This is a genomic window from Streptomyces sp. HUAS TT11 (assembly GCF_051553595.1).
Lineage (GTDB): Bacteria > Actinomycetota > Actinomycetes > Streptomycetales > Streptomycetaceae > Streptomyces.
Map to the genome: position 1 here is coordinate 3,598,395 of NZ_CP196184.1, position 26,243 is coordinate 3,624,637.

The following is a 26,243-nucleotide window of genomic DNA, read 5'->3' on the forward strand; positions in this document are numbered from 1 at the left end:
CTTGAATCAATGCACCCTGTGCCAGGATCGCAGACGTCCAACCCATGAGAAGCACTGTGTGTGCGTCGTGCTTCTGTGCTGCAAGGAGAGCGTGTGCTCACTGTCGGTGACAAGTTCCCCGAGTTCGAACTGACCGCCTGCGTCTCGCTGGAGAAGGGCAGGGAGTTCGAGGAGATCAACCACAAGACCTACGAGGGTCAGTGGAAGATCGTCTTCGCGTGGCCCAAGGACTTCACCTTCGTGTGCCCCACCGAGATCGCGGCCTTCGGCAAGCTGAACGACGAGTTCGCCGACCGTGACGCCCAGATCCTCGGCTTCTCCGGCGACTCCGAGTACGTCCACCACGCCTGGCGCAAGGACCACCCGGACCTGCGCGACCTGCCGTTCCCGATGATGGCCGACTCGAAGCACGAGCTGATGCGTGCCCTGGGCATCGAGGGCGAGGACGGCTTCGCGCAGCGCGCCGTCTTCATCGTCGACCAGAACAACGAGATCCAGTTCACCATGGTGACCGCGGGCTCCGTCGGCCGTAACCCCAAGGAGGTCCTGCGGGTCCTGGACGCCCTGCAGACCGACGAGCTGTGCCCCTGCAACTGGAACAAGGGCGAGAACACCCTCGACCCGGTCGAACTGCTGGCCGGTGAGTGAGCGATGTCCCTCGACTCCCTGAAGTCCGCCCTGCCGGACTACGCCAAGGACCTGAAGCTCAACCTGGGTTCGGTCATCGGCAACTCCGACCTGCCGACGCAGCAGCTGTGGGGCACGGTGCTGGTCACGGCGATCGCGTCCCGCTCGCCGATCGTGCTGCGCGAGCTGGCGCCGGAGGCGAAGGCGAACCTCTCGCCGCAGGCGTACACCGCTGCGAAGTCCGCGGCCGCCGTGATGGCGATGAACAACGTCTTCTACCGCACCCGCCACCTGCTCTCGGACCACGAGTACGGCACGCTGCGCGCGGGTCTGCGGATGAACGTCATCGGCAACCCCGGGGTCGAGAAGGTCGACTTCGAGCTGTGGTCGTTCGCGGTGTCGGCGATCAACGGCTGCGGGATGTGCCTGGACTCGCACGAGCAGGTGCTCCGCAAGGCCGGGGTCGACCGTGAGGTCGTCCAGGAGGCCTTCAAGATCGCGTCGGTGATCCAGGCCGTCGGTGTGACGCTGGACGCGGAGGCGATCCTCGCCGAGTAGCGCGCGAGGCCGTTCGGCTTCCGGGGCCCCGGTCACCTCCACGGTGGGCGGGGCCCCGAGCCCGTTCGCCCGGCCTTCGTGCTTCGGCCCGAACGGCCTCGCCCTTCCCCGCAGGACCGACGCTCACACGGTCGTCGGGCTGTCCTGCGGTGGCGGTGTCTCCGACTCCGGTACGGACGCGGGCTGGGGAACCGGGCGCGGCGCTCCGGAGGCCGCGTACGACCGCAGATAGCCCACCACCGTGTTCGTCACCGCCACCAGCGGTACGGCCACCACCGCGCCGCCGATGCCCGCCACCATGCCGCCGGCCGTCACGGAGAGCACCACCGCGAGCGGATGCACCCTCACGGCCCGGCCCAGGATGAACGGTTGCAGGATGTGGCCCTCGATCTGCTGGACGGCCAGGACCACGACAAGAGTCATGATCGCGGTGAAGACGCCCTGGGTCACCAGCGCCACCACCACCGCCAGCGCGCCGGACGCCACGGCGCCCACCAGGGGGATGAACGAGAAGAGGAAGATGAAGACGGCGAGCGGCACGGCCATGGGCACGTTCAGGAAGTAGATGCCGAGGCCGATGAAGGTGGCGTCGATCAGGGCGACGATCACCGTGCCGCGGACGTAGGCCGTCAGCGTGCGCCAGGCCCGGGGGCCCGCGCCGGCCACTCCCGGCCGCGCCGCCGCGGGCACCAGCTTCAGCGTCCACTCCCAGATGCGCCGGCCGTCGTACAGCAGGAACAGGGTGGAGAAGACCGTCAGGAGGATTCCGGTCAGTGCCTCGACGATGACCTGGACGCCCTCCAGGCCCGTCGAGGTGATCTGGTCGGCGTTCGCGCCGATCGCCTCGCGCAGGTTCTTGGCGATCTGGTTGATCTGCTTGTCCGTGACGTGGAACGGGCTGTTGAGCAGCCACTTGCGCAACTCGTCGATGCCGTCTTGGATCTGGTTGGACAGCGAGTCGATGTTCTCCATGACCTGCCAGGTCACGAACCAGCCGATGAGGCCCATGATGACGAAGCCCAGGATCGCGGTCAGCGCGGTCGCCGGACCGCGCGGCACACCGTGACGGGTCAGCCGCGCCACGGTCGGCTGCAGGAGCGCCGTGATGAGCAGTGCGCACACGAACGCCAGCACCACCAACTGGACGGCGCTGATGACCCGCATCAGCACCCAGAGCGTGCCCGCGAGCACGAGTACCCGCCAGCCGGCCTCGGCCGCCACCCGCACGCCCCATGGCACCGCTTCGACGGGATGCGGACGGGGCTGTGCGGGTACTGCGGGAGGATGCGCCGGGGGCGGCGGAACTCCGTCATGCACCGGGGCGGGCGCCGACTCGGTGTGGTGGTCCTTCTCGACCTCGGCACGGCGTTCGTCCAGCCGCTCCCCCACCTGGCTGAGTCCGGCGCCGAGCCGTGAGAGCCACCCTGGCAGTTGCGACATGATCCGTCCTCTTCCCCCGCGTCCCTGAGTGCTCCCCACCACTCCCCCCTGGAGTCGTCCCTTGCGACCGTACACGGCGGGGCCCCGCGGGCGTAAACGGCCGAAGCCCCTCACCGATAGACGGTGAGGGGCTTCGTGAGGTTGAGCGTCCGCCCGAAGCGGGGCCGCGGCTCAGTACCAGCTGTTGGCCTGCCAGAACGACCAGGCCTGGCACGGGCTGCCGTAGCGGCCGTTCATGTAGTTGAGGCCCCACTTGATCTGCGTGGCCGGGTTCGTCTGCCAGTCGGAGCCGACGGACGACATCTTGGAGCCGGGCAGGGCCTGGAAGAGACCGTAGGCACCGGAAGACGCGTTGACCGCACGGTAGTTCCAGCTGGACTCGTGGTCCACGATGTTGCTGAAGCACTGGAACTGGTCGGCCGCGACCATCTGACGCGCCATCGCCTGGATCTGCGCAACGGTGTAAGAGCTCTGGACCGCGAAGCTGGACGCGCTGCGGCTGGCCTTGGCCTGCTCCTCCTTGCGCGCCTTCGCAGCCTCTTCGGCCTTCTGCGCGGCCTTCTGCTTGGCGACCGCATCCGCGGCCGCCTGCTTGCGGGCCGACTCCTCGGCGTCCTTCTTCGCGCTCGCGTCCGCGGCGATGGCCTGTGCGTCGGCCTGCTGCGTCAGCGACGCGGTCTGGACCTGGGCCTGCTGACCCGTCGGTATGTCAGCGAGGAGCATCGAGTCGCTTGCCGTTGCCTCGGCGTCGCTCGAGGGCTGCCCGGTGCTGCCCGAGGCAACACCAGTGACGGCGCCGACAGCGGTGACCGCCGTGGCCGAGGCCACTGCGAATCCCCGGACCGAAATCCGGCTCACACGGTTTCCTTCCAGCATCGTCCGCTTGGGTGACCCTGGCGGACGCAATCGTGCCCCCTGACGCTGGCCTCCCAACTGCGGGGTCACGGGAGGCACGGGCCCGGTGGGCAACCCCCTGCCGGGGGCGACCGCGTGGTGCTCGGGCGGCATACGACGGCGCTATGAAGTTGGCCGTGGTGCTTTTGAGGTGCCGTACCGCTGGGGGTACAGGTGTGTCGTATGCGGGGCCTGACAGGAGTGAGACTCTGCCGTAACCGGACGCCGGGTGGCAATTCTGCGTTGAGTGTGAAAGCTCACATCCCGTTTGGCCCAGTGGATTCACGGAAACTCCCGCATGCGAAGGCGCCGCCCGGCTAGGCTCTAGGCCCTTTGCCGGACGGCGCCAACCCGCGAGTAACAACCTCGCGTTGAATGCCCGGGTCAGATCTGCCCGTCTTCGAGCATTTCGGTCACAAGGGCGGCGATCTGGGACCTCTCGGACCGCGTCAGTGTGACGTGGGCGAAGAGCGGATGCCCCTTCAGTTTCTCCACGACGGCGACCACGCCGTCGTACCTGCCCACCCGCAGGTTGTCCCGCTGGGCGACGTCATGGGTGAGGACCACCCGCGAATTGGCGCCGATCCGGGACAGAACGGTCAGCAGTACGTTCCGTTCGAGCGACTGCGCCTCGTCCACGATGACAAAGGCGTCGTGGAGCGAACGGCCGCGGATGTGGGTGAGCGGGAGGACCTCCAGCATCCCGCGTGCGGTGACCTCCTCGATGACCTCGCGGGAGGTGACCGCCGACAGCGTGTCGAAGACGGCCTGGGCCCAGGGGCTCATCTTCTCGGCCTCGGTGCCGGGCAGATAACCGAGCTCCTGGCCGCCGACCGCGTACAGCGGCCGGAAGACCATCACCTTCTGGTGCTGCCTGCGCTCCAGCACCGCCTCGAGGCCCGCGCACAACGCCAGCGCCGACTTGCCGGTGCCGGCCCGGCCGCCCATCGACATGATCCCCACGTCCGGGTCGAGCAGCAGGTCGAGCGCGATCCGCTGCTCCGCGCTGCGCCCCTTGATGCCGAACGCCTCCCGGTCGCCGCGCACCACGCGGACGTTGCCCTCGGCCGTGACGCGACCCAGCGCCTTGCCCCGCTCCGACTGGATCGTCAGGCCGGTGTGCACGGGCAGCTCGGCGGCCTCCGGAACGTATACGTGTCCCTCTTCGAAGAGGATGTCCACCTGTTCGCCGGACAGCGTCAGTTCGGACATTCCGGTCCAGCCGGTGGAGTCCGTGATGGCCAGTTCCGCGCGGTACTCCTCGGCCTGGAGCCCGACGGACGACGCCTTGATCCGCAGCGGCAGGTCCTTCGACACGACGGTGACGTCGAATCCCTCGGCCTGCAGATTGCGGGCGACCGCGAGGATGCGGGAGTCGTTGTCCCCCAGGCGGTAGCCGGTGGGCAGCACGCTGGGGTCCGAGTGGTTGAGCTCGACACGGAGGGTCCCGCCGAGGTCCCCGGTCGGGATGGGGGCGTCGAGTCGGCCGTACCGCACCCGGTAGTCGTCGAGCAGGCGCAGGGCCTGCCGGGCGAAGTAGCCGAGTTCGGGATGGTGCCGCTTGGCCTCCAGCTCGGTGACCACGACCACCGGGAGCACGACCTCGTGCTCGTCGAAGCGGGTCATGGCGTTCGGGTCGGCCAATAGGACGCTGGTGTCGAGAACATAGGTGCGCCGGTCTGGCTTGTGGCGCTTTGTGCTGGTCACCACGGAAGGACGTACCCCCTCGGATGAGGTCGGGGAGCGACGGAGTGGACCTGGACCGGTCGTCGGCCGCCATGCACGGGCCGAGAACCGGCCCTCCACTGCTTCCTCCGTGCCGAGACCGCACGGTGGCGCTGGTGCAAAGGGCCTCCCGGGCGGACGACCCCGAGCCGTCCGCTGAGATACGACACCCGTGGTTCGGGTGTCGACCTGTCTGGTCTTATGCCCTCGAACATGCGCCGCCATGCCAGGGCATATGACGGCGCCCCGATGAACTCCTTGTAACTTTTGCACCCGAGCGGGTGAATGCGTACCTCCGTACGACGGACGCCCGGCCGCCGCGGCGGGTGGTCTCTCAGCCGCCGTAGCGTCGGTGTCGCGCCGCGTAGTCACGCAGGGCGCGCAGGAAGTCGACCTTGCGGAAGGCCGGCCAGAAGACCTCGCAGAAGTAGTACTCCGAATGCGCGGTCTGCCAGAGCATGAAGCCGGACAGCCGTTGTTCGCCACTCGTGCGAATCACCAGATCGGGGTCGGGCTGGTCACTCGTATAGAGGTGTCTGCCGATCAGATCGACGTCGACGGACTCGGCCAGGTCCTCCACCGACGCACCCTTCTCATGGGCGTCGAGGAGCATCGAGCGGACGGCGTCGGCGATCTCCTGGCGGCCGCCGTAGCCGATCGCGACGTTGACGAGTATCCCGTCGATGTGCGCGGTGGCCTCCTCGGCCTCCTTGAGGACGCCCTGCATCTGCGAGGGCAGCAGATCGCGGGCCCCCACGTGGTGCACCCGCCAGCGGCCGTCGGCGGCGAGGGAACGGACCACGTCCTCGATGATGCCGAGGAGCGGGACCAGCTCCTCCTTCGGCCGGTCGAAGTTGTCCGTCGACAGCAGCCAGAGCGTCACGACCTCGACGTCCGTCTCGGCGCACCAGCCGAGGAACTCCTCGATCTTGTCGGCCCCGGCCCGGTGGCCCTGCGCGGTGGTCGAACCCGCGGCCTTCGCCCAGCGTCGGTTGCCGTCCATGATGACGCCGATGTGCTTGGGCACCTGAGCGTGGTCCAGGTGGCCCTCCACCCGGCGCGCGTACAGCCTGACGAGCAGGCCCCGCAGCTTGTCGCGCAGGTTCACGTGATGGTCAGCCCCTCCGTACGGATCAGACAGGTGCGGGCGTGCGCGATCCCCGTCAGATGTCGGTCCCCGGAGGCGAAGCCTACTCCCGGGAAACCCGGGCCCCGCCAAGGGGTGTCAGTGGTCTGTATCGGCTGCGTACCCGTGAACGGGGGCCGCATGACCCGGGGTTCCGGGTTCTGTGTCGGGTGCGGGAGACGCCCCCGCACGGGCGGCGGGCTCGGCGGGCGAGCCGGATCGGACCGCGGGACTCGGCCGCGGGGAAAGGAAAAACGGGCCGGTCCGTGGGGGGGGAGACGGACCGGCCCGAGGGGGGGTTTCCACCATAACCCTTCGTAAGTGATGCTGCGTGCATCGGCGTGCCACAACTACTCTCCGCAGTCGTGCGGCGACGCCACGATGACCCCGGAGGCGTTCATTCAGGGTGCATCCATGGCCGAAACACAGCGGATTCAAAGGGAATCCGGCTGAATCCTGAGGTATCCAAGGGGTTTGCGCGACCTTGCGGGACGCGCGGAGGGATGCCCCTATGTACTCCGGGCGGGTGATGGGCGCCGGGAGCGGCAGCTTGACGCCATCGCTAACGTCGCAGCCATGGCCATGCTCACCACGACGGGGATGCCCGCCCCGGTGCCACTGGAGATCGCCCGCTCGGCGGGAGCCCGGCGGCGTGGACTGCTCGGACGCACGGGGATCGAGGGCGCACTGCTGCTGAGCCCGGCAAGCGCCGTGCACACGCTGGGCATGCGCTTCGCGATCGACGTCGCCTATCTGGACACGGCATTGCGGGTGGTCGCGGTGCGGACGATGCGGCCGGGACGGTTCGGCCTGCCCCGGCTCCGTGCGCGCCACGTCCTGGAGGCCGAGGCCGGCGCCATGGAGCGGTGGGGGATACGGCGGGGGGTGCGGGTGCAGGTGCGGGACGCCTGACGGTGCGTCCGGTCGGCACCGGCGCCGCGCAGCCCCCTCCACTGCGCGATGCCGTCCGCGCAGCTTTGCTCACGCGATTTACCTTGGTCTGAACTTACGTGACACAAACATCCGGATCGAGCCGCTCTCGATAACGATGTGGAAACCTTGAGCCAACGTCTCGGAACACGGACGCCGGTCTCACATTTCGAGCACGGCGATGCGGTGCACGGTCAGCCGCGCGGCTTGCGCGCCTCGATCAGGAAGCGCGTGCTGTGGGCGACGAACGGCCCCTCGGACTCGATCCGCTCGTGCAGGGAACGGAGCCGGGACTCGTACCGCTCCACGGTGAAGTCGGGAACCATCCAGATCACCTTGCGCAGGAAGTGGACGACGGCGCCGATGTCGTGGAACTCCATGCGCAGCCGGGCCTCCTGAAGACCGGTCACCTCCAGGCCCGCCGCCTCGGCCTCGGCCCGCGCCCGCCCGGGGTCACGGGCCGAGCGGACCCCGGCCGGCTGCGGTCCGAGGAAGTACTCGACCACCTCGAAAGCGCTCGCCGGGCCGACCTGCTGGGAGAAGTACGTGCCGCCGGGGCGCAGGACACGGGCGATCTCACGCCAGTAGGTGCGCACCGGGTGCCGGCTGGTGACGAGGTCGAAGGCGGCGTCCCCGAAGGGCAGCGGCGCCTCCTCCGGCGAGGCGACGACCACGGCGCCGCGCGGATGGAGCAGGGTGGTGGCCCTCGCGACGTTCGGCGGCCAGCCCTCGGTGGCGACGGTGAGCGGCGGCAGCGTCGGCGCCGAGGCCAGGACCTCGCCTCCGCCGGTCTGGATGTCGAGCGCGGCCGACGCGTGCGCGAGACGCTCGGCCATCGAACGCGCGTACCCCCAGGAGGGCCGTTCCTCCGTGGCCCGGCCGTCGAACCAGGAGAAGTCCCAGCCGTCGACGGAGGCGTCGACAGCTTCCTTGACAAGCTCTTCGAAGGGGCGGCCGAGGGTCATGCGGCGATCGTCCCAATGCCGGAGAGGGATCGCGAACGAATTTTCTACGGGGCCGTTCGCCCGCACGAACATGCGGACGAACGGCCTCGTCACGGCCTGTCCGGCGCTACGGCAGCAGGGGCCGTACCTCGTGCGCCGCGAACCGCAGGAACGCCTCCGGGTCCGGCTCGTCCGCGGTCGGCTCGAGGACCACCGTGTCCGCGCCGGCGTCGGCGAGGCTCCGGACGGCCTTGGCGACCGTGCCCGCGTCGCCGGCCACCCCGTGCTCCGCCCTCGGGTCCTTCCCGCCCGCCGCCATGTCCGCGCTCAGCCGTGCGACGGCGTCCGGACCGGTGGCGGTGCGCAGATAGACGACGACGTGATGGGGGTCGGTGCGGCCGGTCGTCTCCCGTCCCGCGTCGATGAGCTGACGGGCCCTCCGTACGCCTTCGGGCGTCGTGGACGAGGTGAGGATGGTCCCGTCGGCCGCCTCGCCGGACAGCCTCAGCGTGCGCGGTCCGGTGGCCCCGGAGAGGATGCGGACCGCCTGCGCGGGCGGCCAGTCCAGCGCGACACCGTCCAGCCTCACGTACCGCCCGTCCGTGGTGACCCGCTCACCGCGCAACAGGGCGCGCAGGGCCTCGAGATGCTCGCGCAGCAGGGTCAGCGGCGAGTCGGCGCGGGCCCCGACCTGGGCCATCCAGCTCTGCACACCGTGCCCGACGCCGAGGATCGCCCGCCCCGGGAACAACCGATCGAGCGTCGTGGCCTCCATCGCGGTGACCGCGACGTTCCGCAGGGGCACCGGAAGCAGTCCGACGCCGATCCGCAGCCGCTCGGTCCAGGCGAGCGCGGCGGACGCGGCGGAGATCCCTCCTTCCAGGAAGCAGTCCTCCCACAGCCACAGTTCCTCCAGGCCCGAGTCGTCCGCGAGCCGCGCCATCGCACGCAGTCGCTCGGGAGGCAGTTGGGGCCGGAACACAGCACCGAGTCCAGTCATGCGGTCTTCCTACCGAGCGGACCGGGCCCGGACAACACCTTTACCGGTCGGCCGCTCCGGGGCGCTCGTAGTGCAGCAGCACAACGCCGTTGCCGAACCGGCGGAAATCGATCAGGCGAAGCGCGGTCAGGGCGTCGCTGTCGGGGAAGAGCCGCTGTCCCCGGCCGACGAGGATCGGGTGGACGTACACCCGCAGTTCGTCGACGAGGTCGAGCCGCAGGAACTCGGCCGCCAGGGTCGCTCCGCCGAGTGCCAGGTCGCCGCCGTCCTGGGCCTTGAGGGCGAGGATGTCGTCGACGACGACGTCCCGGACGACGGTGGTGTGCCAGTCGGCGTGCTCCAGGGTGCGGGAGAACACCACCTTGGGCATGTTCCGCCAGATCCGCGCGTACTCGATCACGGGACCCGAGCGATGGGGATCGGCGTCGGCGGTGGGCCAGAAGCCGGCCATCAGCTCGTAGGTCACGCGTCCGTTGAGGAAGGCGCCCATCTCCCCCAGCACGTCGTTGAAGTGCTGGTGCAGTTCGTCGTCCACGAGGTGCCAGTCGATCTCGCGGTCGGGGCCCTCGATGTAGCCGTCCAGGGACATGGACATCATCAGGACGATCTTTCTCATGGCAGCTCCCGGTTCCGACACCGACCGACTGGACGGCACGAGCATCGCGCAGCCGTGCCGCACGGGGGTGGAGGCGGCTCCGTCGAATGCGCGCACTCCTACGAAGACGAGTCTCCTCTGGGGAACGACACCTCCACGCGGCGGTTCTTGCGCCGGCCCTCCTCCGTGGAGTTGTCGGCGATCGGATAGTCCTCGCTGTAGCCCCGCACCTCGAAGGTGACGTTCCCGCCGAGGGTCGAGGCCAGCCGGTCGTGCACCGCCTCGGCGCGCTTCTTGGAGAGGACCAGGCCGTGGGCGTAGCTGCCGAGGTCGTCGGTGAAGCCGAAGACGCGGACGCTGCTCGTGTTCTGCTTCTTGATCTCCTCCGCGATGGCGTCGATACGGGAGCGGGCCTGCGGGTTCAGCTTGGAGCTGTCCTTGGGGAACAGCACCTCCGCCTGGAGTGCGAAGGTGACGCTCTCGTTGGTGTCCTCACGGCGCTCCTCGCCGCCGAGGTCCTCCACCACGGACTTGATGTCGAGCACCTTGGCGGGCGCGAGCGTGGCACCGTCGGCGAGCTTGAGCCCGGGACTGGTGGGGTCGACGGACGGCGGCGGCGAGGTGGCCACACTCCCGGGCGGCGCGCCGGGTCCGTCGTCGGCGAGGGCCTGGGGCATGGCGGTCAGGGTGAGAAGGGCGAGGGCGGAGACGAGGGTGACGCGGGGGGTGGGTGCCATGGTGGGTCACCCCTGGGAGATCTGGATCGGAGTGGGGGGCAGACCACCGACCTGGAAGTTCACCTGGGTCGTGGCGTCGGGCGGGGCGGGGAACTGGGCGAACCAGCTCGCCGAGTCGCCCGGCCGCAACCGGGAGAACTTGGTGCACAGACAGCGGCCCGTGGTGTCCCGCAGGACGAGGTACTTCTTCTTACCCTTCTCGTCGACCAGGTTCGCACCGGAGAGCGACCCGCCGTTGGCGGCCAACTCGGTCTCGTCGCTCTGCCAGTCGGCACCGAGCCAGGAGCCGTTGCCACCGTTCGTCACCTGACCCGCCACCGTGACGAAACCACCCGGGTCCCGTTGTGCGGAAGTGACCGTGACCGTGATGTCGCCGTCCCTGGCCGTGGCGAGCACCTTGTCCGCGGAATCCGTCGGCGATTCCTGCCCGCCGGCTCCGTCGTCCTTGTCCGGCGAGTGCGACGACGAGGAACTCGCCTTGGACTCACCCTGGTCTCCTCCCCCGCCACAGCCGGCCCCCGTGAGAAGCAGACCGGCCACGATCGCTGCAGCAGTCAGCACTCTGCGGCCCTTCATGGCGCACCGGAGATTCATCGGCACGGCTTCCTTTCACTCGGCCAGACGCACAGAGAACAGCACGGACGCGTCCGGAAGTTCGTCCGGACGGAAATCTCCGGGATCGATGTCTACGATCTCGCCGGCGCAGTCCAGTTCTACGGGCTTCTTCGCGTCGGCGTCCTCGGGAATGTGACAGCGGGGTTCGATGACGGCGGTGGCCTGAGCCCTGGCATGCTGCGTCTCGGTGCCCGGGATGATCGACTTCCCCACGGTGTAACGCGTTTCGACCGCCACTCGGTATCCGGGGAGCCCGTTCACGGTGGTGGGTACGGCTCCGCCCTGTACGCTCGCGTCGTTCTCGTCGGCGAGACGTTCCGCCGCAGCGGTCGCCCCCGTGCCCTTGAAGAGATCGCCCCTGAGCCAGTCCAGCCAGTCGTCGTCATGGCCGACCGCCCCCTCCAAGCCCGTCAGCAACTCCTCACGGGAGTCCTGGGCGGCCGCCAACGCAGCGGCGTCCGCCGCGGATTGAGCTCCATTCCGCGCGGACGCCGCTTGAGCGAAGACGAAGAACGCCAGGGCGACGAAGAGAAGAATCCCCGTCAGCCAGATGTACAGGGGGAGAATCTGTCCCCGGTCGCAGTATGGACGCCGGGCAATCAGCCACCGCCACCGATCACCCGGTCGACGGCATCGCCGATCGCTCCCGAAATCAGGCCGTCCAGGCCCAGTTGGTCGATCAGCGTGAAGATCCCGGCGATGATGATCATCAGGCCCGCGTACTCCACGAACCCGGCCCCCGCGTCCCGGCCCTTGCCCCTCATGCGGGAGACGAGGGTCTGCCTCCACCTGTCGAACCCGGTCATGGCGTCCGCCCTCCCGTCCGATCACACTGCCGACCTCAGCACGGTAGGCGAGAACGTGCGTACTCCGAGTGGGCCCAGGGGCCCAACTTCCCCCCGCCGCGGCCGTCACCCGCTCCACCCCTCTCGTGCCGTACCGAGCCAGTGGGCGATCGCTTCGCTGCGCGAGGAACTGTGCAGCTTCGCGAAGATGCGATTGATGTGGTTCTTGACCGTCTTCTCACTGATGAAGCAGGCGGCGGCGATCTGCCGGTTGTTCATCCCGGACGCGATGAGATCCATGACCTCCACCTCCCTCGAGCTGAGACCGAAGTCCAGCCACCCCGCGGCACGTCGCCGCAGGCTCCCCGTGCGGGCGGCCCCAGCCGTCGACGACTCTGACACAACTGGTTGCAGCTGCGAAGTGGTTTCATTCGGTTCGTAGGAAACGCCGAGCGAGGACAGGACAGGCCCGGACTGCGACGCGACCGCCGGGGAGACCGTCGGCCGTCCCCGTCTCAGCTCCCTTACCGCCGTGATCAGTTCGGCCGCCGTGAACTCGCCGTGCACCAGATAGCCGGAGGCCCCGCGACGCAGCGCCTCGGCCACGACGTCGGGTTCCCTGCTGTACGTCAGCATCATCACGAGGGACCGGCGGGCCAGTTCGGGCAGTGCGGTCAGTCCGTCCGTGCCCGGCATCCGCACGTCCAGGAGGACGACGTCGGGACGGTGCCGGGTGCTGAGGGCGAGCGCCTGCCCGCCGTCCGCCGCCTCGGCGACCACGTCGATGCCGGGGCGGGCGGACAGCAGGGCGGCGAGTCCCGCCCGCACGACCGGATTGTCGTCGGCCACGAGCACGCGCAGGGGCGGGTCGGGAAGCGCCTGGTCAGGCATGTGCGGCCTCCTCTTGGGGGGTGCGCGGAGCGGCCTGCGCGAGGGGCACGTGCAGATGGATCTCGGCGCCGCCGAGCGGGGAACGGCCCGGTCGGAGGCGGCCGCCCAGGCTCGCGGCGCGTTCCGTCATGCCCAGCAGCCCGAAGTGGCCGGTTTTCGCCAGGTCTCCGGGTGCGGTGCCCGGTGGCAGACCGACGCCGTCGTCCCCGATCCACAGATCGAGGGCGGTGTCCCCGGCGGTGTCGAGCGTGATGCGGATGCGGGTCGCCCGGGCGTGGCGGTGCGTGTTCTCCAGCGCCTCCGAGACGACCGCCAGGACGTGGTGCGCCGTCGCGTACGGCAGGAGCAGCGGCGCTTCCGGCTTGGCCAGCTCGACCTCGAGGCCCGCACGTCCGGCGAACTCGCGCCCTCGGAGCGCGAGTTCCGCCGAGACGTCCACCCGGGCCGCCCCGAAGTCCGTGCGGCGCCGCAGGCCCGACAGCAGGTCCCGGGACTCCGCCGCCGCCCTGCGTGCCGCGCCGGCCACCTGGTTCGCCTGGCGCTTGAGCGTCCCGGGGTCGGCGGCGTGGTCCGCCGACACCGCGAGCGCCTCCGCGGCCAGGGCGAGGCCGTGCAGGGTCTTGGCCACCGAGTCGTGCATCTCCCTGGCGAGGAACGCCCGTTCGGACTCGACGGCCTCCGCCGCGGCCAGGCGTGCGTTCGCCTCGGACAGCGCCTCCCCGGCGGCCCCGAAGCGGAACAGCAGGTTGCGCAGGGTCACCCCGATGATGCCGGCGGCGACGCAGAAGCCCGCGATCAGAAGGGTGCTGATGCCGGCTCCCGGGCGCTGCTCCCAGGCCCGGAACACCGCGACGATGACGACCAGTTGCAGGCCGGTGATGGCGCCCGCCCCCCGCCAGCCGTAGAGCAGGCCGGACAGCAGTGGAGTGCAGACGGTGGCGTACGCGAGGGGGGAGGCGGGGGACGCGGTGAGCAGCAGCGTGGCGACGAAGAGGAGGTCGAGCGCCATCAGGGAGGGATGGGCGAGCAGACGCGGTCCTACCCGGTCCCAGTCACGCAGCAGGGCGTACGACGTCATGACACCGAGGACGGCGGCCGCGAGGACGGCGTAGCGCGGCGCGCCGTCGGCGGTGTTGGCCAACGCGAAGGGCGCCCCGATCAGGACCAGGGCGAGTCGTACGGCGACGGTCTGACGGCACAGGGCCTGGAGCGCGCCGAGCTGGAGGCGGACGCTCGCCGGCGGCGGGGCGTCGTCCTCCAGATACCCGGGTGTGGGGCGCGGGGCACGGCTGCTCATCATCGGCCCAGGATCGATCCGAAGTCCGTCCCCGACCCGAGGAACATGCCCGTCGCGATGAGGATCATCGTGGCCGGGAGCATGAAGACCAGGGTGACCAGCGTGGCCTTGGGGATCGTCTTCGCCGCACGGCGGCGGGCGTTCTGCGCGTCGGTGCGCCGCATGTCCGTGGCCAGCTGGATCAGCGTCTCGGCGATGGGGGAACCGAGCTCCTCGCCCTGCTGCAGGGCCGAGACGAACTGGGCCACCTGCTCGGACGAGTTGCGCCGGCGCAGTTCGTCGAAGGCCTGGCGGCGGCTGACCCCCATGTCCATCTGGCGCAGGGTGATGCGCAGTTCGTCCGCCCAGGGTCCCTCGTACTTCTCCGCGACCCGGTCGAGCGCCTGGCGGAAGCCCAGCCCGGCGGAGACGACGACCGCGAGCACGTCCAGGAAGTCCGGCAGGGTGCGGTCGATGACCTCCTTGCGCTCGCGGATGGCCTGCCAGATCAGCGCGTCGGCCGCCAGCAGACCGAAGGCGAACGTGCCCACCGCGAGCAGCGGATGGCCGCCCGAGAGGAAGATCAGGCCCATCAGGCCGCCGAAGAGGCCGTACACCGCACGGCGTGCGGCGTAGCGGTCGAGGGTGAGGCCGTTCGGGTTGCCGGCCATGTCGATGCGGCGGCGCTTGTCGTCCACCCGGCGCGGACCCATCAGACGCAGGACGACGGGTGCGAAGCGGATGCCGAAGCGGTCGACCGCCGATCCGGTCCTGGACACACGGCCGGCCCCGACCTCCAGGGCGAGCTGCAGGTCGCTCGGCAGTTTGGCGTCCGCGCGGATCATGCGCACGCCGAGCAGGATCCCGGCGACCGCGACCGCCATCAGCAGGGCGAGGAGCAGTGACGTCATCGCGGCCCCCTCACACTTCGATCTTGCCGAGGCGGCGGATGACGAAGAAGCCGACCGTGTAGAGCCCGAGGGCGAGCAGTACCAGCCCCTGGCCGAGTGGTGAGCCGGTGACGCGGGCCAGGGCGCCTTCGTTCGAGGAGTTGACCAGGACGAGGGAGCCGAGGCCCAGCAGCGGGACCGTGAAGGCCGTCGCGTTGACCTCGGAGAGCATCGTGCGGACCTCGCGCCGGGTCTCCTTGCGGTCCTCCAGGGTCTGGGTGAGGTTGCGCAGCGAGTTCACCACCGAACCGCCCGCCTTGTTGGCCAGGACGAGCGTGGTGACGAGAACGATCAGTTCACGGGACGGGAGTCGTTCGGCCAGCTCGTCGAGGGCGTCGTCGACCGAGCGGCCCAGCGTCAGCTGATCGGCGACCCGGGCCAGTTCCTCCCCGGCCGGGGCCTCCAGTTCCTCCGCCGCCATGGCGAGGGCGGTGCGCAGGGCGAGGCCGGCGGCCGTGGCGTTGGCCAGGAGGCGGGCCACGTCCGGCAGCTGGTTGATGAAGGCCTCGATGCGCTTCTGCCGCTGCCAGTTGAGGAAGATCGCCGCACTCCACACCCCGATCAGCGCGGCGAGGGGCCCGAAGAAGGGGGCGAGGGTGGTCGCGGCGATCAGCCAGAGCGCCGCGACGACGGCGGTGACGTAGGTGAAGAACTCCCCTGCCGTCAGATCGAGTCCGGTCGCCGACAGGCGCAGCCGGATGGTGCGCCCGAGGCGGGTGCGGCGCAGCCGGCGGTCGATGCCCGTGAAACGACGTACCCGGCCGCTCGCGGTGCGGACCGGGCCCGTCGCCGTGCCGGACAGCCGGTCGACGACGGCCTGGCGCTGGGCGCGGCCCGAGGCGTACGTGTGCACGCCGGCCACGGTGAGCGTGCCGGTGAGGACGGTGGCGCCGAGGGCGAGGAGGGCGGGGTCGTTCATGGCGCGCTCCTTACATGGACGGGGGTCATCCGATGGCCTGCCTCGTGTGGAGGGCGTCCATGGCCTCGGCGACACCGAAGGCGGGCGGCAGCGGCTCGTTGGCGACATAGAGCTTCTCGGCGACGCTCCGGGGCAGCGGGAGGTGCTCGAAGCGGCCGCGGGCGATCCGGTCGGCGGCCAGCGGCTGGGGGACGAAGCGGGACACGGTGGCGACACGGAACTGTTCGCGTCCGCGCGACACCACGAGCGCGATCTCCACGACCTTGCGGGAGCCGTCGGCGTACCGGGCGAGCTGCACGACGACGTCCACCGCCGAGTTGATCTGGTCCTTGAGCGCCTCGAAGGGGATCAGCACCTCGGACATCGACCCGAGGGTCTGCAACCGCATCAGTGCGTCCTCGGCGGAGTTGGCGTGCACGGTGGCGAGGGAGCCGTCGTGCCCCGTGGACATCGCCTGGAGCATGTCGAGCGTCTCGCCGCCGCGGACCTCTCCGACGATGATGCGGTCGGGGCGCATCCTCAGGCTGTTGCGGACCAGGTCGCGGATGGTGATCTGGCCCTTCCCCTCGACGTTCGGCGGGCGGGACTCCAGGCGGATCACATGCTCCTGCTGGAGCTGGAGTTCGGCGGAGTCCTCGATCGTGATGATGCGTTCGCGGGCGGGGATCAGCCCGGACAGGGCGTTGAGCAGGGTGGTCTTGCCGGTGCCCGTACCGCCGCTGACGATGAGGTTGAAGCGGGCCCGGACGAAGGCGGCGAGCAGCATCAGCATCTGCTCGTCGAGGGACCCGAGCCCGATCAGCTCGGGCAGGGTGTACGCGCGCGGGAAGCGGCGGATGGTGAGGGTGGGGCCGGTCAGGGCGAGCGGCGGAATGATGACGTTGACGCGTTCGCCGGTGGGCAGGCGGGCGTCGACCATCGGGTTGGACTCGTCGACGCGGCGGTTGACCGTCGAGACGATCCGCTCGATCGTCTGCATCAGCTGCTCGGTGGAGGCGAAGCGGAGCGGAAGCTGTTCCACACGGCCGGCGCGCTCCACGAAGACCGAGTCCGGGCCGTTCACCATGATTTCGGTGATCGACGCGTCGGCCAGCAGCGGTTCGAGGACGCCGAGCCCGAGGGCCTCGTCGACGACTCTCCGGATCAGCTGGGAGCGTTCGGACGAGGAGAGGACCGGCCCCTCCCGGCTGATGATGTGTCCGAGGACGCGCTCCAGCCGGGCCCGGCGTTCGGCGGCCGCGAGGCCGGACATCTCGGCGAGGTCGATCTCTTCGAGGAGCTTGGCGCGGTAGACCGCGACGAGGTGTCCGTCCTCTCGGGCGGCTCCCCCGTCGTCGGGGGCGGCGATACGGGAGCGCAGGCTCATGTCGGTCGTCAACTCCTCTCCGTCGTACGGCTGGTTCAGTTGTCGTCGGGCATGGTGGCGTGGCGGGTGACGTCCCAGCCGTCGAACAGGGGGATCACGGCGGGGACGTGGACGGTGACGGTGGCGGTGGTGGTGCCGGCGCCCTTCGCCGGCGGCGGCACGTCGGGGGAGAGCCAGCCGCTGACGGCGGCCGCGCCCGCCGCCGAGCCGTCGCCGTCCTGGGAGGCGACCCGGGCGGCCGCGCGGGCGGCGGTGCCGGCCTGGTTGATGCCGTAGCCCACGAGACCCAGCTGGACGGCGGCCATGCCGATCACGAGCAGGACGGGGAGGTAGCCGGCGAACTCGAGCATGGAGACACCGCGGTCGTCCCGGCGGCGAGCCCGCCGTCTCGACGGGGCCGCCGCCCTGCTGCGCGCGGACGACCTCATCGGTCGTCCCCCTCCAGTGCCGCGCCCGCGCTCCCGTCGACCCGCCAGCCCGGGTTGACCCCGGGGAAGAACAGCGGGACCCGTGCGCGCACCGTCGCCCTCATCACCGGGCCGTCCGGGGCGCAGCTGATCTCCGCGCCGCTCCACGACCCCGTCAGATGCCGGGCTCCCGCCGACCGGCAGGCCCCCGACCAGTCCCCCTGCACGGCGTACGCCGCCGTCGCCGCCCGTGCCGCCTCGTCCGCCGCGTTGCCCGCCAGCGAGTACGTGTAGCCGAACAGGGCGCACTCCCACAGCAACGCCATCACGACCAGGACGAGCGGGAACATCCCGGCGAACTCGACGGTCACCGAGCCCCGGTCGCCCTTGCGCCACAGGCTCAGTGCTCCCCGGTCCGCGGATGCCTTGCGGCGCCGCCCGCCGCCTCCCTCCTGCGCCCGCACGAGGTCGAGCTCCCCGGCCAGCGACCACAGCGCCTGCTTCACGGTGGAGCGCGCGTCGAGGTCCTGGAGGCGTCCGGCGTCGACGACCGCCTGGAGTTCCTTGAAAGCGGCCGGGACGACGGCGCGGGCCACCCGGGTACCGGTGACGCGTTCGACGAGGGCGGGCTGGATCTCCGTACCGCGCGCGTGGCGGTTGACGACCGTCAGGGTCTCCTCGGCCTTGCGGATCTGGAGCCGGTCCCACAGGCGCACCATCCGTTTGGCCGCGCGGACCGCGACCACGTCCGGGGTGACCAGCAGCAGCGCGTGGTCGGCGACCTCGATCGCGGCGGCGGTGGCCGAGTTCATCTGGGAGCCGCAGTCGACGACCACGACGTCGTGGCGGGCCCGGAGCGCACCCAGGACCTGGCGGGCCACGCGGTCCGTGACCTCCTCGCCGCGTTCGCCGTCCGCCGGGGCGAGAAGCAGTCCGACGCCGCTGTCGTGGGTGTAGACGGCGTCCTGGAGGACACGGGGGTTGATGTCCGTGATCCCGGCGAGGTCGGCCACGGAACGCCGGAACTGCACGTCCAGGTAGGAGGCGACGTCCCCGGACTGCAGGTCGAGGTCGACCAGCGCGACGGTACGGCCCGACGCCCGGGCCGCGAGCGCCAGTTGGACGGCTGTGACCGTGGCGCCGACACCGCCCTTGGCCCCGGTCACCGTGACCACCGTCCCGCCGGCTCCGGAGTACAGCTCGGGGGTGGTGCTGCCCAGGTGGCGTCGCATGCCGACGGACCAGGCGGCCGCCGCCTGGACACGTTCGGCGAGGGCGTCGTAGCCGAGGGGCAGGGTGACGATGCCCCGGGCACCGGAGTCCATCGCCGCGGTCAGGACGCCCGTGCTCGTGTCGGCGGTGATGAGCACGACGCCGACGGCCGGGAACCGCAGCACCAGGTCGCGGACCAGCTCGAGCGCGGGGACCGGTCCGATCCGCTCGTGCACGAGGACGACCTCGGGCAGTTCGTCGAGGGACTCGCCGGCCAGCCGGGCGAGGGCGTCGAGCAGGGCCGTGGAGTCGTGGACGGGCGGGGCGGGCTCGGCGTCGGCGACCTGGCTCAGCAGGGTGGTGAGCGAGCGTGCCGCGTCGAGGTCGCCGACGGCGGGGAGGATACGGATGGTCATCGGCAGAACCTCGTGGGGACAGGCCCGCTGGGGACCGGGACGGACCTCATGGGGCCTCCTACTTGTCCTGGTCGAGGGTGTAGGTGCGGTCACCCGGCGCGACCGAGGTCGCGGAGCCGCCCGCGACCAGGGCGAGCCGGACGTGTTCGGCGAACGACTCGGCGTACGCCACGCGCTGTGCGTCGGCGGTGTCGAGGGCGAAGGTGATGGGCACGGCCTCGGTGGCGTTGCGCCGCCGGTCGTCACTGGACTGGCCCGGGTCCAGGGCGGTGAGCCTGCCGACGTCGAGGACGCGGGCGTCGGTCACGATGACCTTGGACTCGTCCCTGCTCTTTTCGTTGGCGGCCTTGAAGGTGGCGTAGATGTTGACCCGGGAGCCGGGGTCGATCTTGCCGGCGACTCCGGTCGACGCATCGATCATGATGGCGATCTCCTGCTGTCCCGACGCGAGTGCCGGCCGGTCGACGATCATGTCGGTCTGGAGCAGCGATCCCTTCTCCAGCCGGGTCACGGCGATCTTTCCGCGGATCTGTGAGAGGTCCGTGACGGCGGTCGCGGACAGCCAGCGCCGCGGCATGGAGATCCGCTGGAACTGATCGGCCGTGAGTTCCCTGTAGGGGGCGATGTCGGCCTTGAGCCGATACGCCGTGGCCTCCGGGCCCACCTTCGAGTTCACGTCGCGGATCACCGACAGCACTCCGGCGAAGGCGCCGACTGCGGCGAGGGCCGAGAGGACCAGCAGGATGACGCCGCGGCGCTGGCGTGAGTTCATGACGCGGACAACCTCGATCAGAAGGTGGGGACGACGGGTCGAGCGGTCGTGCGGTCGTGCTGTGGAGTTGTGGGTACGGGGTTACGTGCCCCCTCGTGGAAGCGCCCGGACGACGGCGGGCGGCGGCTGTCCGGAGGGCGACGGCAGGGGCGCCGCGCAGAACCCGCAGCGGTCCCCGATGAGTTCGAGGCCGCACCAGTGGCAGAGCTCGCGCCGCACGGACGAGACGAGTTGGTAGAGCACGGACACGTCGTGCAGTCCCGCCGCGAACTCGACGAGCCGGCCGGTCCCCCACCAGCGCACCGACTCCTCCGGCAGCGGCACGGTCGAGACCCCCTGGACACGCCAGGCGGGCGCCAGCTGCGCGGTCACCCAGTCCGACGGCGGCTGTCCGGCGGCGACAAGCATCCGGGTGCCGAAATCGGGGCCCGGCAGCTCCTCCTGCCCGATCCGCACGAGCTGCGGCCGCGGATTGGCGAGTACGCCGAACTGGGCCCCCGGCATCCAGGACTTGGCGTGGGAGGCGAGCGGGACGGGGACCTGGTCGAGTTTCGCGACCGAGCCGAGGACGGCGCCCGCGTAGATGTAGTGGGCCAGCAGCCGTGCGGAGGAGGCCAGCACTCCCGGGCTGAAGTCGCAGACGGACAGCTGCCGCAACTGCTGGGCGAGCAGGGCGAGTCCGAGCGGGGGCAGGGGGACGCCGAGCACCGCGATGCGGTCGCTCTCCAGGACGGAGCGCACGGTGCGCAGCCGCTGGACCGCCGGGCCGGCGCCGGAGGCGGCGTGGAGGGCGATGACATAGCCGTGCTGTTCGACGAGCGTGTGCATGGCGTTCAGGGACTGCTCGAGCGTGGGCCCGGGCTGGACGATGGCGGGCGGCGTCTGCCGGTCGAGCGGAGGGAGCACCAGATCGGGACTGGTGACTGCTATCGCGGTCGGCACGGCTGCACACCACCCCGTTCACTGCGGCAGGGTGGTCGACCCCCGCCTCAGTTGGCCCCTGTGACATCCAATTGCATCGTCCTGCAACAGCACCATATCCACGGCATGCCCCGCTCAACACAGAATCCGGAAGATCATCTCACGGAAGGTGCGGGCATGATCCACACAGAGTAGGCGCATATGCCTCAACTCGAGGATGCAGCAAGGGCGTTGATGCCTCCAGAGGTATTGACAACGCAATTGGTCTGGACCAAATTCTTTCGTCAGGCGGTGGCCACCGTTCCGCAATGCCCTCCAGCCCTTCCTCTCCCCCCATCGGAGGCCCCAGTGGACCGCGTACCAGGTTTGCTCCGCCCCAGACGGACACTCGCCGCGGCCGGCGTCGCCGCGCTCGCCCTCTCCTTCCTGGCCGCCGGCAACGCGGCGGCCGCGGACGTGAACAACGCCAGGAACGCCGGCTTCGAGTCGGGCCTCGGCAACTGGACCTGTTCGGGCGGCAGCGGCACCACGGTGTCGTCGCCGGTGCACGGCGGCACGGCCGCGCTCAAGGCGTCACCGGCCGGCCAGGACTACGCGCAGTGCGCACAGACGGTCAAGGTGAAACCCAACTCGACGTACACGCTCGGCGCCTGGGTGCAGGGCGGGTACACGTATCTGGGCGCGACGGGTACGGGCACCACCGACGTGTCGACCTGGACACCGGACTCGACGAGCTGGAAGCAGCTGACGACGACCTTCACCACGGGCGCCTCCACGACGTCGGTGACGGTGTACCTCCACGGCTGGTACGGGCAGGCGGCGTACTACGCGGACGACGTGTCGGTGTTCGGGCCGGACGGCGGCGGTGGCGGCGACCCGGCCCCGACCGTGCCCGCGGCCCCCTCGGGTCTCGCGGTGTCCTCCACCACGTCCTCCTCCGTCTCCCTGGCCTGGAGCGCCGTGTCGGGCGCCACGGGCTACAACGTGTACCGGGGCGGCACCAAGGTCGCCGCCGTGACCGGGGCATCGGCGACGGTGACGGGCCTGTCGCCCTCGACGTCGTACTCCTTCCAGGTGACGGCCACGAACGCCGCGGGCGAGTCGACGAAGTCCGCGACCGTGACGGCGACCACCGCCGCGACCGGCGGGGGCGGGACCGGAGGACTCCCCCGGCACGCGGTGACGGGGTACTGGCAGAACTTCAACAACGGGGCGACGGTCCAGCGGATCTCGGACGTCCCGTCGCAGTACGACATCATCGCGGTGGCGTTCGCGGACGCGACGGGCACACCGGGCGCGGTGACCTTCAACCTGGACTCGTCCGGTCTCGGCGGTTACACCGTGGACCAGTTCAAGGCGGACATCCGGGCCAAGCAGTCGGCCGGGAAGAAGGTCGTCGTCTCGGTGGGCGGCCAGAACGGCACGGTGGCGGTGAACGACTCCACCTCGGCGGCGAACTTCGCCAACTCCCTCTACTCGCTGATGCAGACCTACGGCTTCGACGGTGTGGACATCGATCTGGAGAACGGCCTGAACTCGACGTACATGTCGCAGGCGCTGAGGCAGCTGTCGACCAGGGCCGGCTCGTCGCTGATCATCACGATGGCCCCGCAGACGATCGACATGCAGTCGACGTCGAACGGGTACTTCCAGACGGCGCTGAACGTCAAGGACATCCTGACCGTCGTCAACACGCAGTACTACAACAGCGGTTCGATGCTGGGCTGCGACGGCAAGGTCTACAGCCAGGGTTCGGTGGACTTCCTGACGGCCCTCGCCTGCATCCAGCTCCAGGGCGGTCTGTCCCCGTCCCAGGTCGGCCTGGGCGTCCCGGCCTCACCCAGCGGCGCGGGCAGCGGCTATGTGTCGCCGACGGTGGTGAACAACGCGCTGGACTGCCTGGCCAAGGGCACCGGTTGCGGCACCTTCAAGCCGTCGAGGACGTACCCGGACCTGCGCGGCGCGATGACGTGGTCGACCAACTGGGACGCGGCGTCGGGCAACGCCTGGTCGAACGCGGTGGGCCCGCACGTGCACGCACTGCCGTGACGGCGCACTGAGGTGTCATCACGGGGACGGACGGTGCCCACCGTCCGTCCCCGTCCGCGTCCGCCGCGCCCTCAGCCCATCGGGCGGTAGTGCCCCAGCACGGTCGCCAGGTGGCCGAACCACTCCTGCAACTCCCCGCGTCTCGCGGCCACCACACACTCGAACACCCTGCCGTCCACCTGCACCACGGCCACCGTCAGCGACCTGCCGTCGGAGCTCGCGCGGTAGTGGACGCTGCGGACGACCTGCCACGGGAAGTCCGCCGACAGCCCGTGCGTCTCGAAGGCGACACCCGCCGCGTCCACCACCACCGAGTTGTGCCGGTCGGCGGCCAGGAAGTCGGGCCCCGGGGGAAGTCGGGGAGCCGCGGGCGGGTAGGACGGCGGGTACGCCGGTGGCGGCGGACCGAAGCCCTGCGGGCCCGCCGGCGGCGGCTGGTGGCCGTACCCGGGCTGATGCATCCTTGTCTCCCCCCTCGCCCGACGCTTGTCGGCGATCAGTATCCCGGTCCGCCCAACCCGGTTGAAACATTTCCGGGGGCCCACCGCATCAATGAGGTGAGGGCGTCATGGGACGGCACCGGGGCAGGGGGAGCACATGCGGCAGAGCCGGACCGAGGGATATCCCGAGTTCGCGGCGGCGCGCGCCGGGCATCTCTACCGCTCCGCCTGTCTGCTCACCGGCGGCGACACCCATCTCGCCGAGGACCTCGTCCAGGAGACCCTCGGCCGGGTGTACCTCCGCTGGGGCAGGATCTCGCGGCTCGACAACCCCGCCGGGTACGTCCAGACCGTTCTCACCCGTACCTTCCTCGCCCACCAGCGGCGGCACAGCAGCCGCAGGGAGCGCGCGACCGACGTGCTCCCCGAACTGCCCGCACCGGACCCGGCCGGTGACGCGCCGCTGCGGCTCACCCTCCTCGAGGCGCTCGGGCGGTTGTCCGCCAAGGACCGGGCCGTGGTCGTCCTGCGCTACTGGGAGGACCGCAGCATCGAGGAGACGGCCGCCGCCCTGAACACCAGCTCGGCCGCCGTCCGCACCCGCAGCGTCCGCGCCCTCGCGCGACTGCGCCTGCTCCTCGGCGACACCGTCGGCGAGTACGCGGCGCCCTGACCGACCCACCCGACCCATCTCTTTTCCGCAGAAAAGGCGGTTTGCCATGCCCCCGGAAGACCACGACCACTTCGAGGACCAGCTCGCCGCCGCGCTACGGCACACCGGCGGGGCCTTCGAGGCCGACCGGCACACTCTTGTCATCGGTGGCGAGGCACACGGCCGGCGGATCCGCCGTCGCCGAGCCGCCGTCGCGGGATGCGCGGCCGGTGTCGCGCTCGTGGGGCTCGGCGCGGCCCTGCTCCCGGGAGGCGCCGGTGGGGAGCAGCGGTCCGTCGCCGCCCCTCCCGTCACCTCCTCGCCCGCACTCTCGCACTCCCCCAGGCAACGACCCGTCGTGACGGGTGACGACCTCGTGCGCACCCTCAAGAAGCTGCTGCCCGGGGGGCGGTTCAGCCACGAGGAGGGACGCGGCACGGACAGTCGAATGCCGCTCGCCCAGGTCGTGTACGACGACGGTGGGGGCAAGGCCGCCGTCGCCGTCTCGCTCAGCCGTGTGCCGGCCGGCGGTCAGCAGGCGGCACAGGTCACCGAGTGCCCGGACAGGGTGTACGTCCCGTACGACGCCTGCACCCGTTCCACACTGTCCGACGGCTCCCGGCTCATGGTCCTGCAGGGGTACGAGTATCCCGACCGCCGTGTCGACACGAAGCTGTGGACGGCGGACCTCGTCACGCGCAGCGGGCAGCACATCAGTGTGCAGGAGTGGAATGCCGCCGCCGAGAAGGGCGCGCCCATCACCCGGGACCGGCCGCCCCTCTCCCCCTCCCGGTTGAAGGCGCTCGTCGGGGCCCGCGAATGGCGCGCCGCCGTGGACGCCATCCCGGTGGATCCTTCGAAGGCTGCGGTCGAGCCGGGCGGCACGCCGCTCGCATCCGGCCGTCCCGTCTCCGGCACACTCGTCTCGCTGCTGCCCAAGGGGCTCCACGTCGTCTCGAAGAGCGCTGCGGATCCGGGGTTCGGCTACCTCGTCCTCGACGACGGCCTGGGCGCGAGCCTGGTCCAGGTCAACGTCCAGACGTCCGTGCCGGGCGGCGAGGGCGGCGCCCTTGGCCCGGTCACCCGGACCCTGCCCGACGGCACCACGGTCGACATGCGTCAAAGCGGCGGTGACAAGGGCGTCGAGGGAACCGTCGTACGGACCGTCGACGTCCGGCGGCCCGACGGCTCCCGGGTGGTGATCAGCGCCTTCAACTCCGGCACCCAGCACACCTCCCCGACCCGCCCGCTACCCCCGCTCACCATGAGGCAGCTGGAAGCCATCGCCACGAGCCCGAAGTGGCACCCGATCGGCTGACCCGGAGCCGGCCGAACGGGCCCCGGCGGCCGGGGCCCTCGGCGTCACGTACGGGGCGAGGGGGCGCGTCCGGCACGCACCGGACCGCGATGGCGGACGGACCGCGTCAGTCGGCGACCTTCTCGAGGGCGTCCGGTGCCTCCGCGCCGTCCTCGAAGTAGGCGTCGAGGACCGCGTCGAGCCGGGTCTCCCACTCCTGGAAGCGCGAACGGGAGTCGGCCTCGATCTCTATGGGGTACCACCGGCGTTCGGGCGTGTGCACGGTGACCGTGAACCGCTTCCCGAAGCGGGCGGTCTCCGTCTCCACGGCGCCGATCTCGTCCCAGCGGAACTCGCACGCCTGGTCGTCCAGGCGGAGGCGGACGCCGCTGTGGTCCGCGACGATCCGGGCACGGCGGTCGGACGCCTCGAAGACGGGGCCGTCGGAGGCGGACTCCTCCTCGGGCTCCGCCTCCGGCTCGTCCTCGGCGTCCGGCTCGTCGTCCGCGTCCGCCGCGGCGGGTTCCTCTTCGGAGACCCGGTCCTCGACCGGACTCGTCTCCTCGGGCACGGTGTCGTCCTGCCTGTCCTCCGACTCGGCGGTGGACGCTGGGGAGGTGAGCCCGGGGATGAAGGCCGGGTCGACTCCGGCGCCGTCCAGGGGCTGGCTGCTCGAACCAATGCGCTGCTCCACAGCGG

The 26,243-nt window shown here is 70.6% G+C and carries 28 protein-coding genes; 6 read left to right on the forward strand and 22 right to left on the reverse strand.

All coding sequences use genetic code 11. The annotated features are described in order from the left end of the window. Positions 1–93: 93 nt before the first annotated feature. Complete coding sequence (locus ACSHXN_RS16015; RefSeq protein ID WP_355134577.1) at positions 94–648, forward strand: peroxiredoxin; 555 nt, start codon at positions 94–96, stop codon at positions 646–648. A gap of 3 nt (positions 649–651) precedes the next feature. Continuing rightward, positions 652–1,185, forward strand: a complete 534-nt coding sequence (locus tag ACSHXN_RS16020; RefSeq protein WP_059129120.1) for an alkyl hydroperoxide reductase — start codon at positions 652–654, stop codon at positions 1,183–1,185. A gap of 123 nt (positions 1,186–1,308) precedes the next feature. Here ACSHXN_RS16020 and ACSHXN_RS16025 read toward each other — a convergent pair whose 3' ends face one another. The 4 genes from ACSHXN_RS16025 to ACSHXN_RS16040 all read right to left on the reverse strand — a co-directional run bounded on the left by ACSHXN_RS16025 (position 1,309) and on the right by ACSHXN_RS16040 (position 6,352). Beyond that, positions 1,309–2,625 (reverse strand): AI-2E family transporter, encoded by a 1,317-nt coding sequence (locus tag ACSHXN_RS16025; RefSeq protein ID WP_355134575.1) that lies wholly within the window; start codon positions 2,623–2,625, stop codon positions 1,309–1,311. Positions 2,626–2,796: 171 nt separating this feature from the next. Next, positions 2,797–3,501: a lytic transglycosylase domain-containing protein gene (locus tag ACSHXN_RS16030; protein ID WP_355134573.1), complete on the reverse strand. Its 705-nt coding sequence runs from the start codon at positions 3,499–3,501 to the stop codon at positions 2,797–2,799. A gap of 402 nt (positions 3,502–3,903) precedes the next feature. Then, the gene (locus ACSHXN_RS16035) at positions 3,904–5,229 is read right to left on the reverse strand and encodes a PhoH family protein (protein WP_355134571.1); all 1,326 of its coding nucleotides are present in this window, start codon (positions 5,227–5,229) and stop codon (positions 3,904–3,906) included. A gap of 349 nt (positions 5,230–5,578) precedes the next feature. Continuing rightward, positions 5,579–6,352: an isoprenyl transferase gene (locus ACSHXN_RS16040; RefSeq protein WP_355134569.1), complete on the reverse strand. Its 774-nt coding sequence runs from the start codon at positions 6,350–6,352 to the stop codon at positions 5,579–5,581. A 594-nt stretch (positions 6,353–6,946) separates the two neighbouring features. Here ACSHXN_RS16040 and ACSHXN_RS16045 point away from each other — a divergent pair. After that, entirely contained in the window at positions 6,947–7,282 is a 336-nt protein-coding gene (locus tag ACSHXN_RS16045) for a DUF192 domain-containing protein (protein ID WP_355796524.1), read from the forward strand. A gap of 212 nt (positions 7,283–7,494) precedes the next feature. Here the strand turns inward: ACSHXN_RS16045 and ACSHXN_RS16050 are convergent, their stop codons facing one another. From ACSHXN_RS16050 to ACSHXN_RS16125, 16 genes are all read right to left on the reverse strand, one after another. Further along, positions 7,495–8,265: a class I SAM-dependent methyltransferase gene (locus tag ACSHXN_RS16050; RefSeq protein ID WP_438303267.1), complete on the reverse strand. Its 771-nt coding sequence runs from the start codon at positions 8,263–8,265 to the stop codon at positions 7,495–7,497. A gap of 106 nt (positions 8,266–8,371) precedes the next feature. Further along, the gene (locus ACSHXN_RS16055; RefSeq protein ID WP_438303268.1) at positions 8,372–9,244 is read right to left on the reverse strand and encodes an LLM class flavin-dependent oxidoreductase; all 873 of its coding nucleotides are present in this window, start codon (positions 9,242–9,244) and stop codon (positions 8,372–8,374) included. Between the two features lie 40 nt (positions 9,245–9,284). Continuing rightward, entirely contained in the window at positions 9,285–9,860 is a 576-nt protein-coding gene (locus ACSHXN_RS16060; protein WP_355134561.1) for a dihydrofolate reductase family protein, read from the reverse strand. A gap of 98 nt (positions 9,861–9,958) precedes the next feature. Then, complete coding sequence (locus ACSHXN_RS16065) at positions 9,959–10,576, reverse strand: OmpA family protein (RefSeq protein ID WP_355134559.1); 618 nt, start codon at positions 10,574–10,576, stop codon at positions 9,959–9,961. Positions 10,577–10,582: 6 nt separating this feature from the next. Then, complete coding sequence (locus tag ACSHXN_RS16070) at positions 10,583–11,170, reverse strand: hypothetical protein (RefSeq protein ID WP_355134557.1); 588 nt, start codon at positions 11,168–11,170, stop codon at positions 10,583–10,585. A 15-nt stretch (positions 11,171–11,185) separates the two neighbouring features. After that, positions 11,186–11,794 carry a pilus assembly protein TadG-related protein gene (locus ACSHXN_RS16075; protein WP_356293424.1) on the reverse strand — a complete coding sequence of 203 codons (609 nt, stop codon included), beginning with the start codon at positions 11,792–11,794 and terminating at the stop codon, positions 11,186–11,188. Next, positions 11,791–11,997 (reverse strand): hypothetical protein, encoded by a 207-nt coding sequence (locus ACSHXN_RS16080; protein ID WP_355134555.1) that lies wholly within the window; start codon positions 11,995–11,997, stop codon positions 11,791–11,793. The genes ACSHXN_RS16075 and ACSHXN_RS16080 overlap by 4 nt, the downstream gene beginning before the upstream one ends. A gap of 105 nt (positions 11,998–12,102) precedes the next feature. After that, on the reverse strand, positions 12,103–12,867 hold the full coding sequence (locus ACSHXN_RS16085; protein WP_356111564.1) for a response regulator transcription factor: 765 nt from the start codon (positions 12,865–12,867) through the stop codon (positions 12,103–12,105). Next, positions 12,860–14,167 (reverse strand): sensor histidine kinase, encoded by a 1,308-nt coding sequence (locus tag ACSHXN_RS16090; protein ID WP_355134551.1) that lies wholly within the window; start codon positions 14,165–14,167, stop codon positions 12,860–12,862. Before ACSHXN_RS16090 ends, ACSHXN_RS16085 begins: the two co-directional genes overlap by 8 nt. Next, the gene (locus ACSHXN_RS16095; RefSeq protein WP_355134549.1) at positions 14,164–15,054 is read right to left on the reverse strand and encodes a DUF5936 domain-containing protein; all 891 of its coding nucleotides are present in this window, start codon (positions 15,052–15,054) and stop codon (positions 14,164–14,166) included. Before ACSHXN_RS16095 ends, ACSHXN_RS16090 begins: the two co-directional genes overlap by 4 nt. A 10-nt stretch (positions 15,055–15,064) precedes the next feature. Continuing rightward, entirely contained in the window at positions 15,065–16,012 is a 948-nt protein-coding gene (locus tag ACSHXN_RS16100) for a type II secretion system F family protein (RefSeq protein ID WP_355796509.1), read from the reverse strand. A 25-nt stretch (positions 16,013–16,037) separates the two neighbouring features. Continuing rightward, entirely contained in the window at positions 16,038–17,378 is a 1,341-nt protein-coding gene (locus ACSHXN_RS16105) for a CpaF family protein (RefSeq protein ID WP_355134545.1), read from the reverse strand. Positions 17,379–17,413: 35 nt separating this feature from the next. Next, complete coding sequence (locus ACSHXN_RS16110) at positions 17,414–17,728, reverse strand: TadE/TadG family type IV pilus assembly protein (RefSeq protein ID WP_383357717.1); 315 nt, start codon at positions 17,726–17,728, stop codon at positions 17,414–17,416. Between the two features lie 74 nt (positions 17,729–17,802). Then, complete coding sequence (locus ACSHXN_RS16115) at positions 17,803–19,413, reverse strand: AAA family ATPase (protein WP_355134541.1); 1,611 nt, start codon at positions 19,411–19,413, stop codon at positions 17,803–17,805. A gap of 58 nt (positions 19,414–19,471) precedes the next feature. After that, the gene (gene cpaB, locus ACSHXN_RS16120; RefSeq protein WP_355134539.1) at positions 19,472–20,185 is read right to left on the reverse strand and encodes a Flp pilus assembly protein CpaB; all 714 of its coding nucleotides are present in this window, start codon (positions 20,183–20,185) and stop codon (positions 19,472–19,474) included. Between the two features lie 81 nt (positions 20,186–20,266). Beyond that, positions 20,267–21,127 (reverse strand): hypothetical protein, encoded by an 861-nt coding sequence (locus tag ACSHXN_RS16125; RefSeq protein ID WP_438303269.1) that lies wholly within the window; start codon positions 21,125–21,127, stop codon positions 20,267–20,269. A gap of 327 nt (positions 21,128–21,454) precedes the next feature. Between ACSHXN_RS16125 and ACSHXN_RS16130 the strand changes: the two genes are divergently transcribed. Further along, positions 21,455–23,155: a chitinase gene (locus tag ACSHXN_RS16130; RefSeq protein ID WP_355134535.1), complete on the forward strand. Its 1,701-nt coding sequence runs from the start codon at positions 21,455–21,457 to the stop codon at positions 23,153–23,155. Positions 23,156–23,226: 71 nt separating this feature from the next. Here ACSHXN_RS16130 and ACSHXN_RS16135 read toward each other — a convergent pair whose 3' ends face one another. Next, entirely contained in the window at positions 23,227–23,616 is a 390-nt protein-coding gene (locus ACSHXN_RS16135) for a hypothetical protein (protein WP_356111555.1), read from the reverse strand. 136 nt (positions 23,617–23,752) lie between these two features. Between ACSHXN_RS16135 and ACSHXN_RS16140 the strand changes: the two genes are divergently transcribed. Further along, positions 23,753–24,268, forward strand: coding sequence for a SigE family RNA polymerase sigma factor (locus tag ACSHXN_RS16140; RefSeq protein WP_438303270.1), 516 nt, complete (start codon positions 23,753–23,755; stop codon positions 24,266–24,268). A gap of 46 nt (positions 24,269–24,314) precedes the next feature. Then, entirely contained in the window at positions 24,315–25,565 is a 1,251-nt protein-coding gene (locus ACSHXN_RS16145) for a hypothetical protein (protein ID WP_355134529.1), read from the forward strand. A 106-nt stretch (positions 25,566–25,671) separates the two neighbouring features. On the opposite strand, the gene ACSHXN_RS16150 is transcribed toward ACSHXN_RS16145, so the two are convergent. Further along, positions 25,672–26,238, reverse strand: a complete 567-nt coding sequence (locus tag ACSHXN_RS16150; RefSeq protein WP_355134527.1) for a hypothetical protein — start codon at positions 26,236–26,238, stop codon at positions 25,672–25,674. Positions 26,239–26,243: the final 5 nt, after the last annotated feature.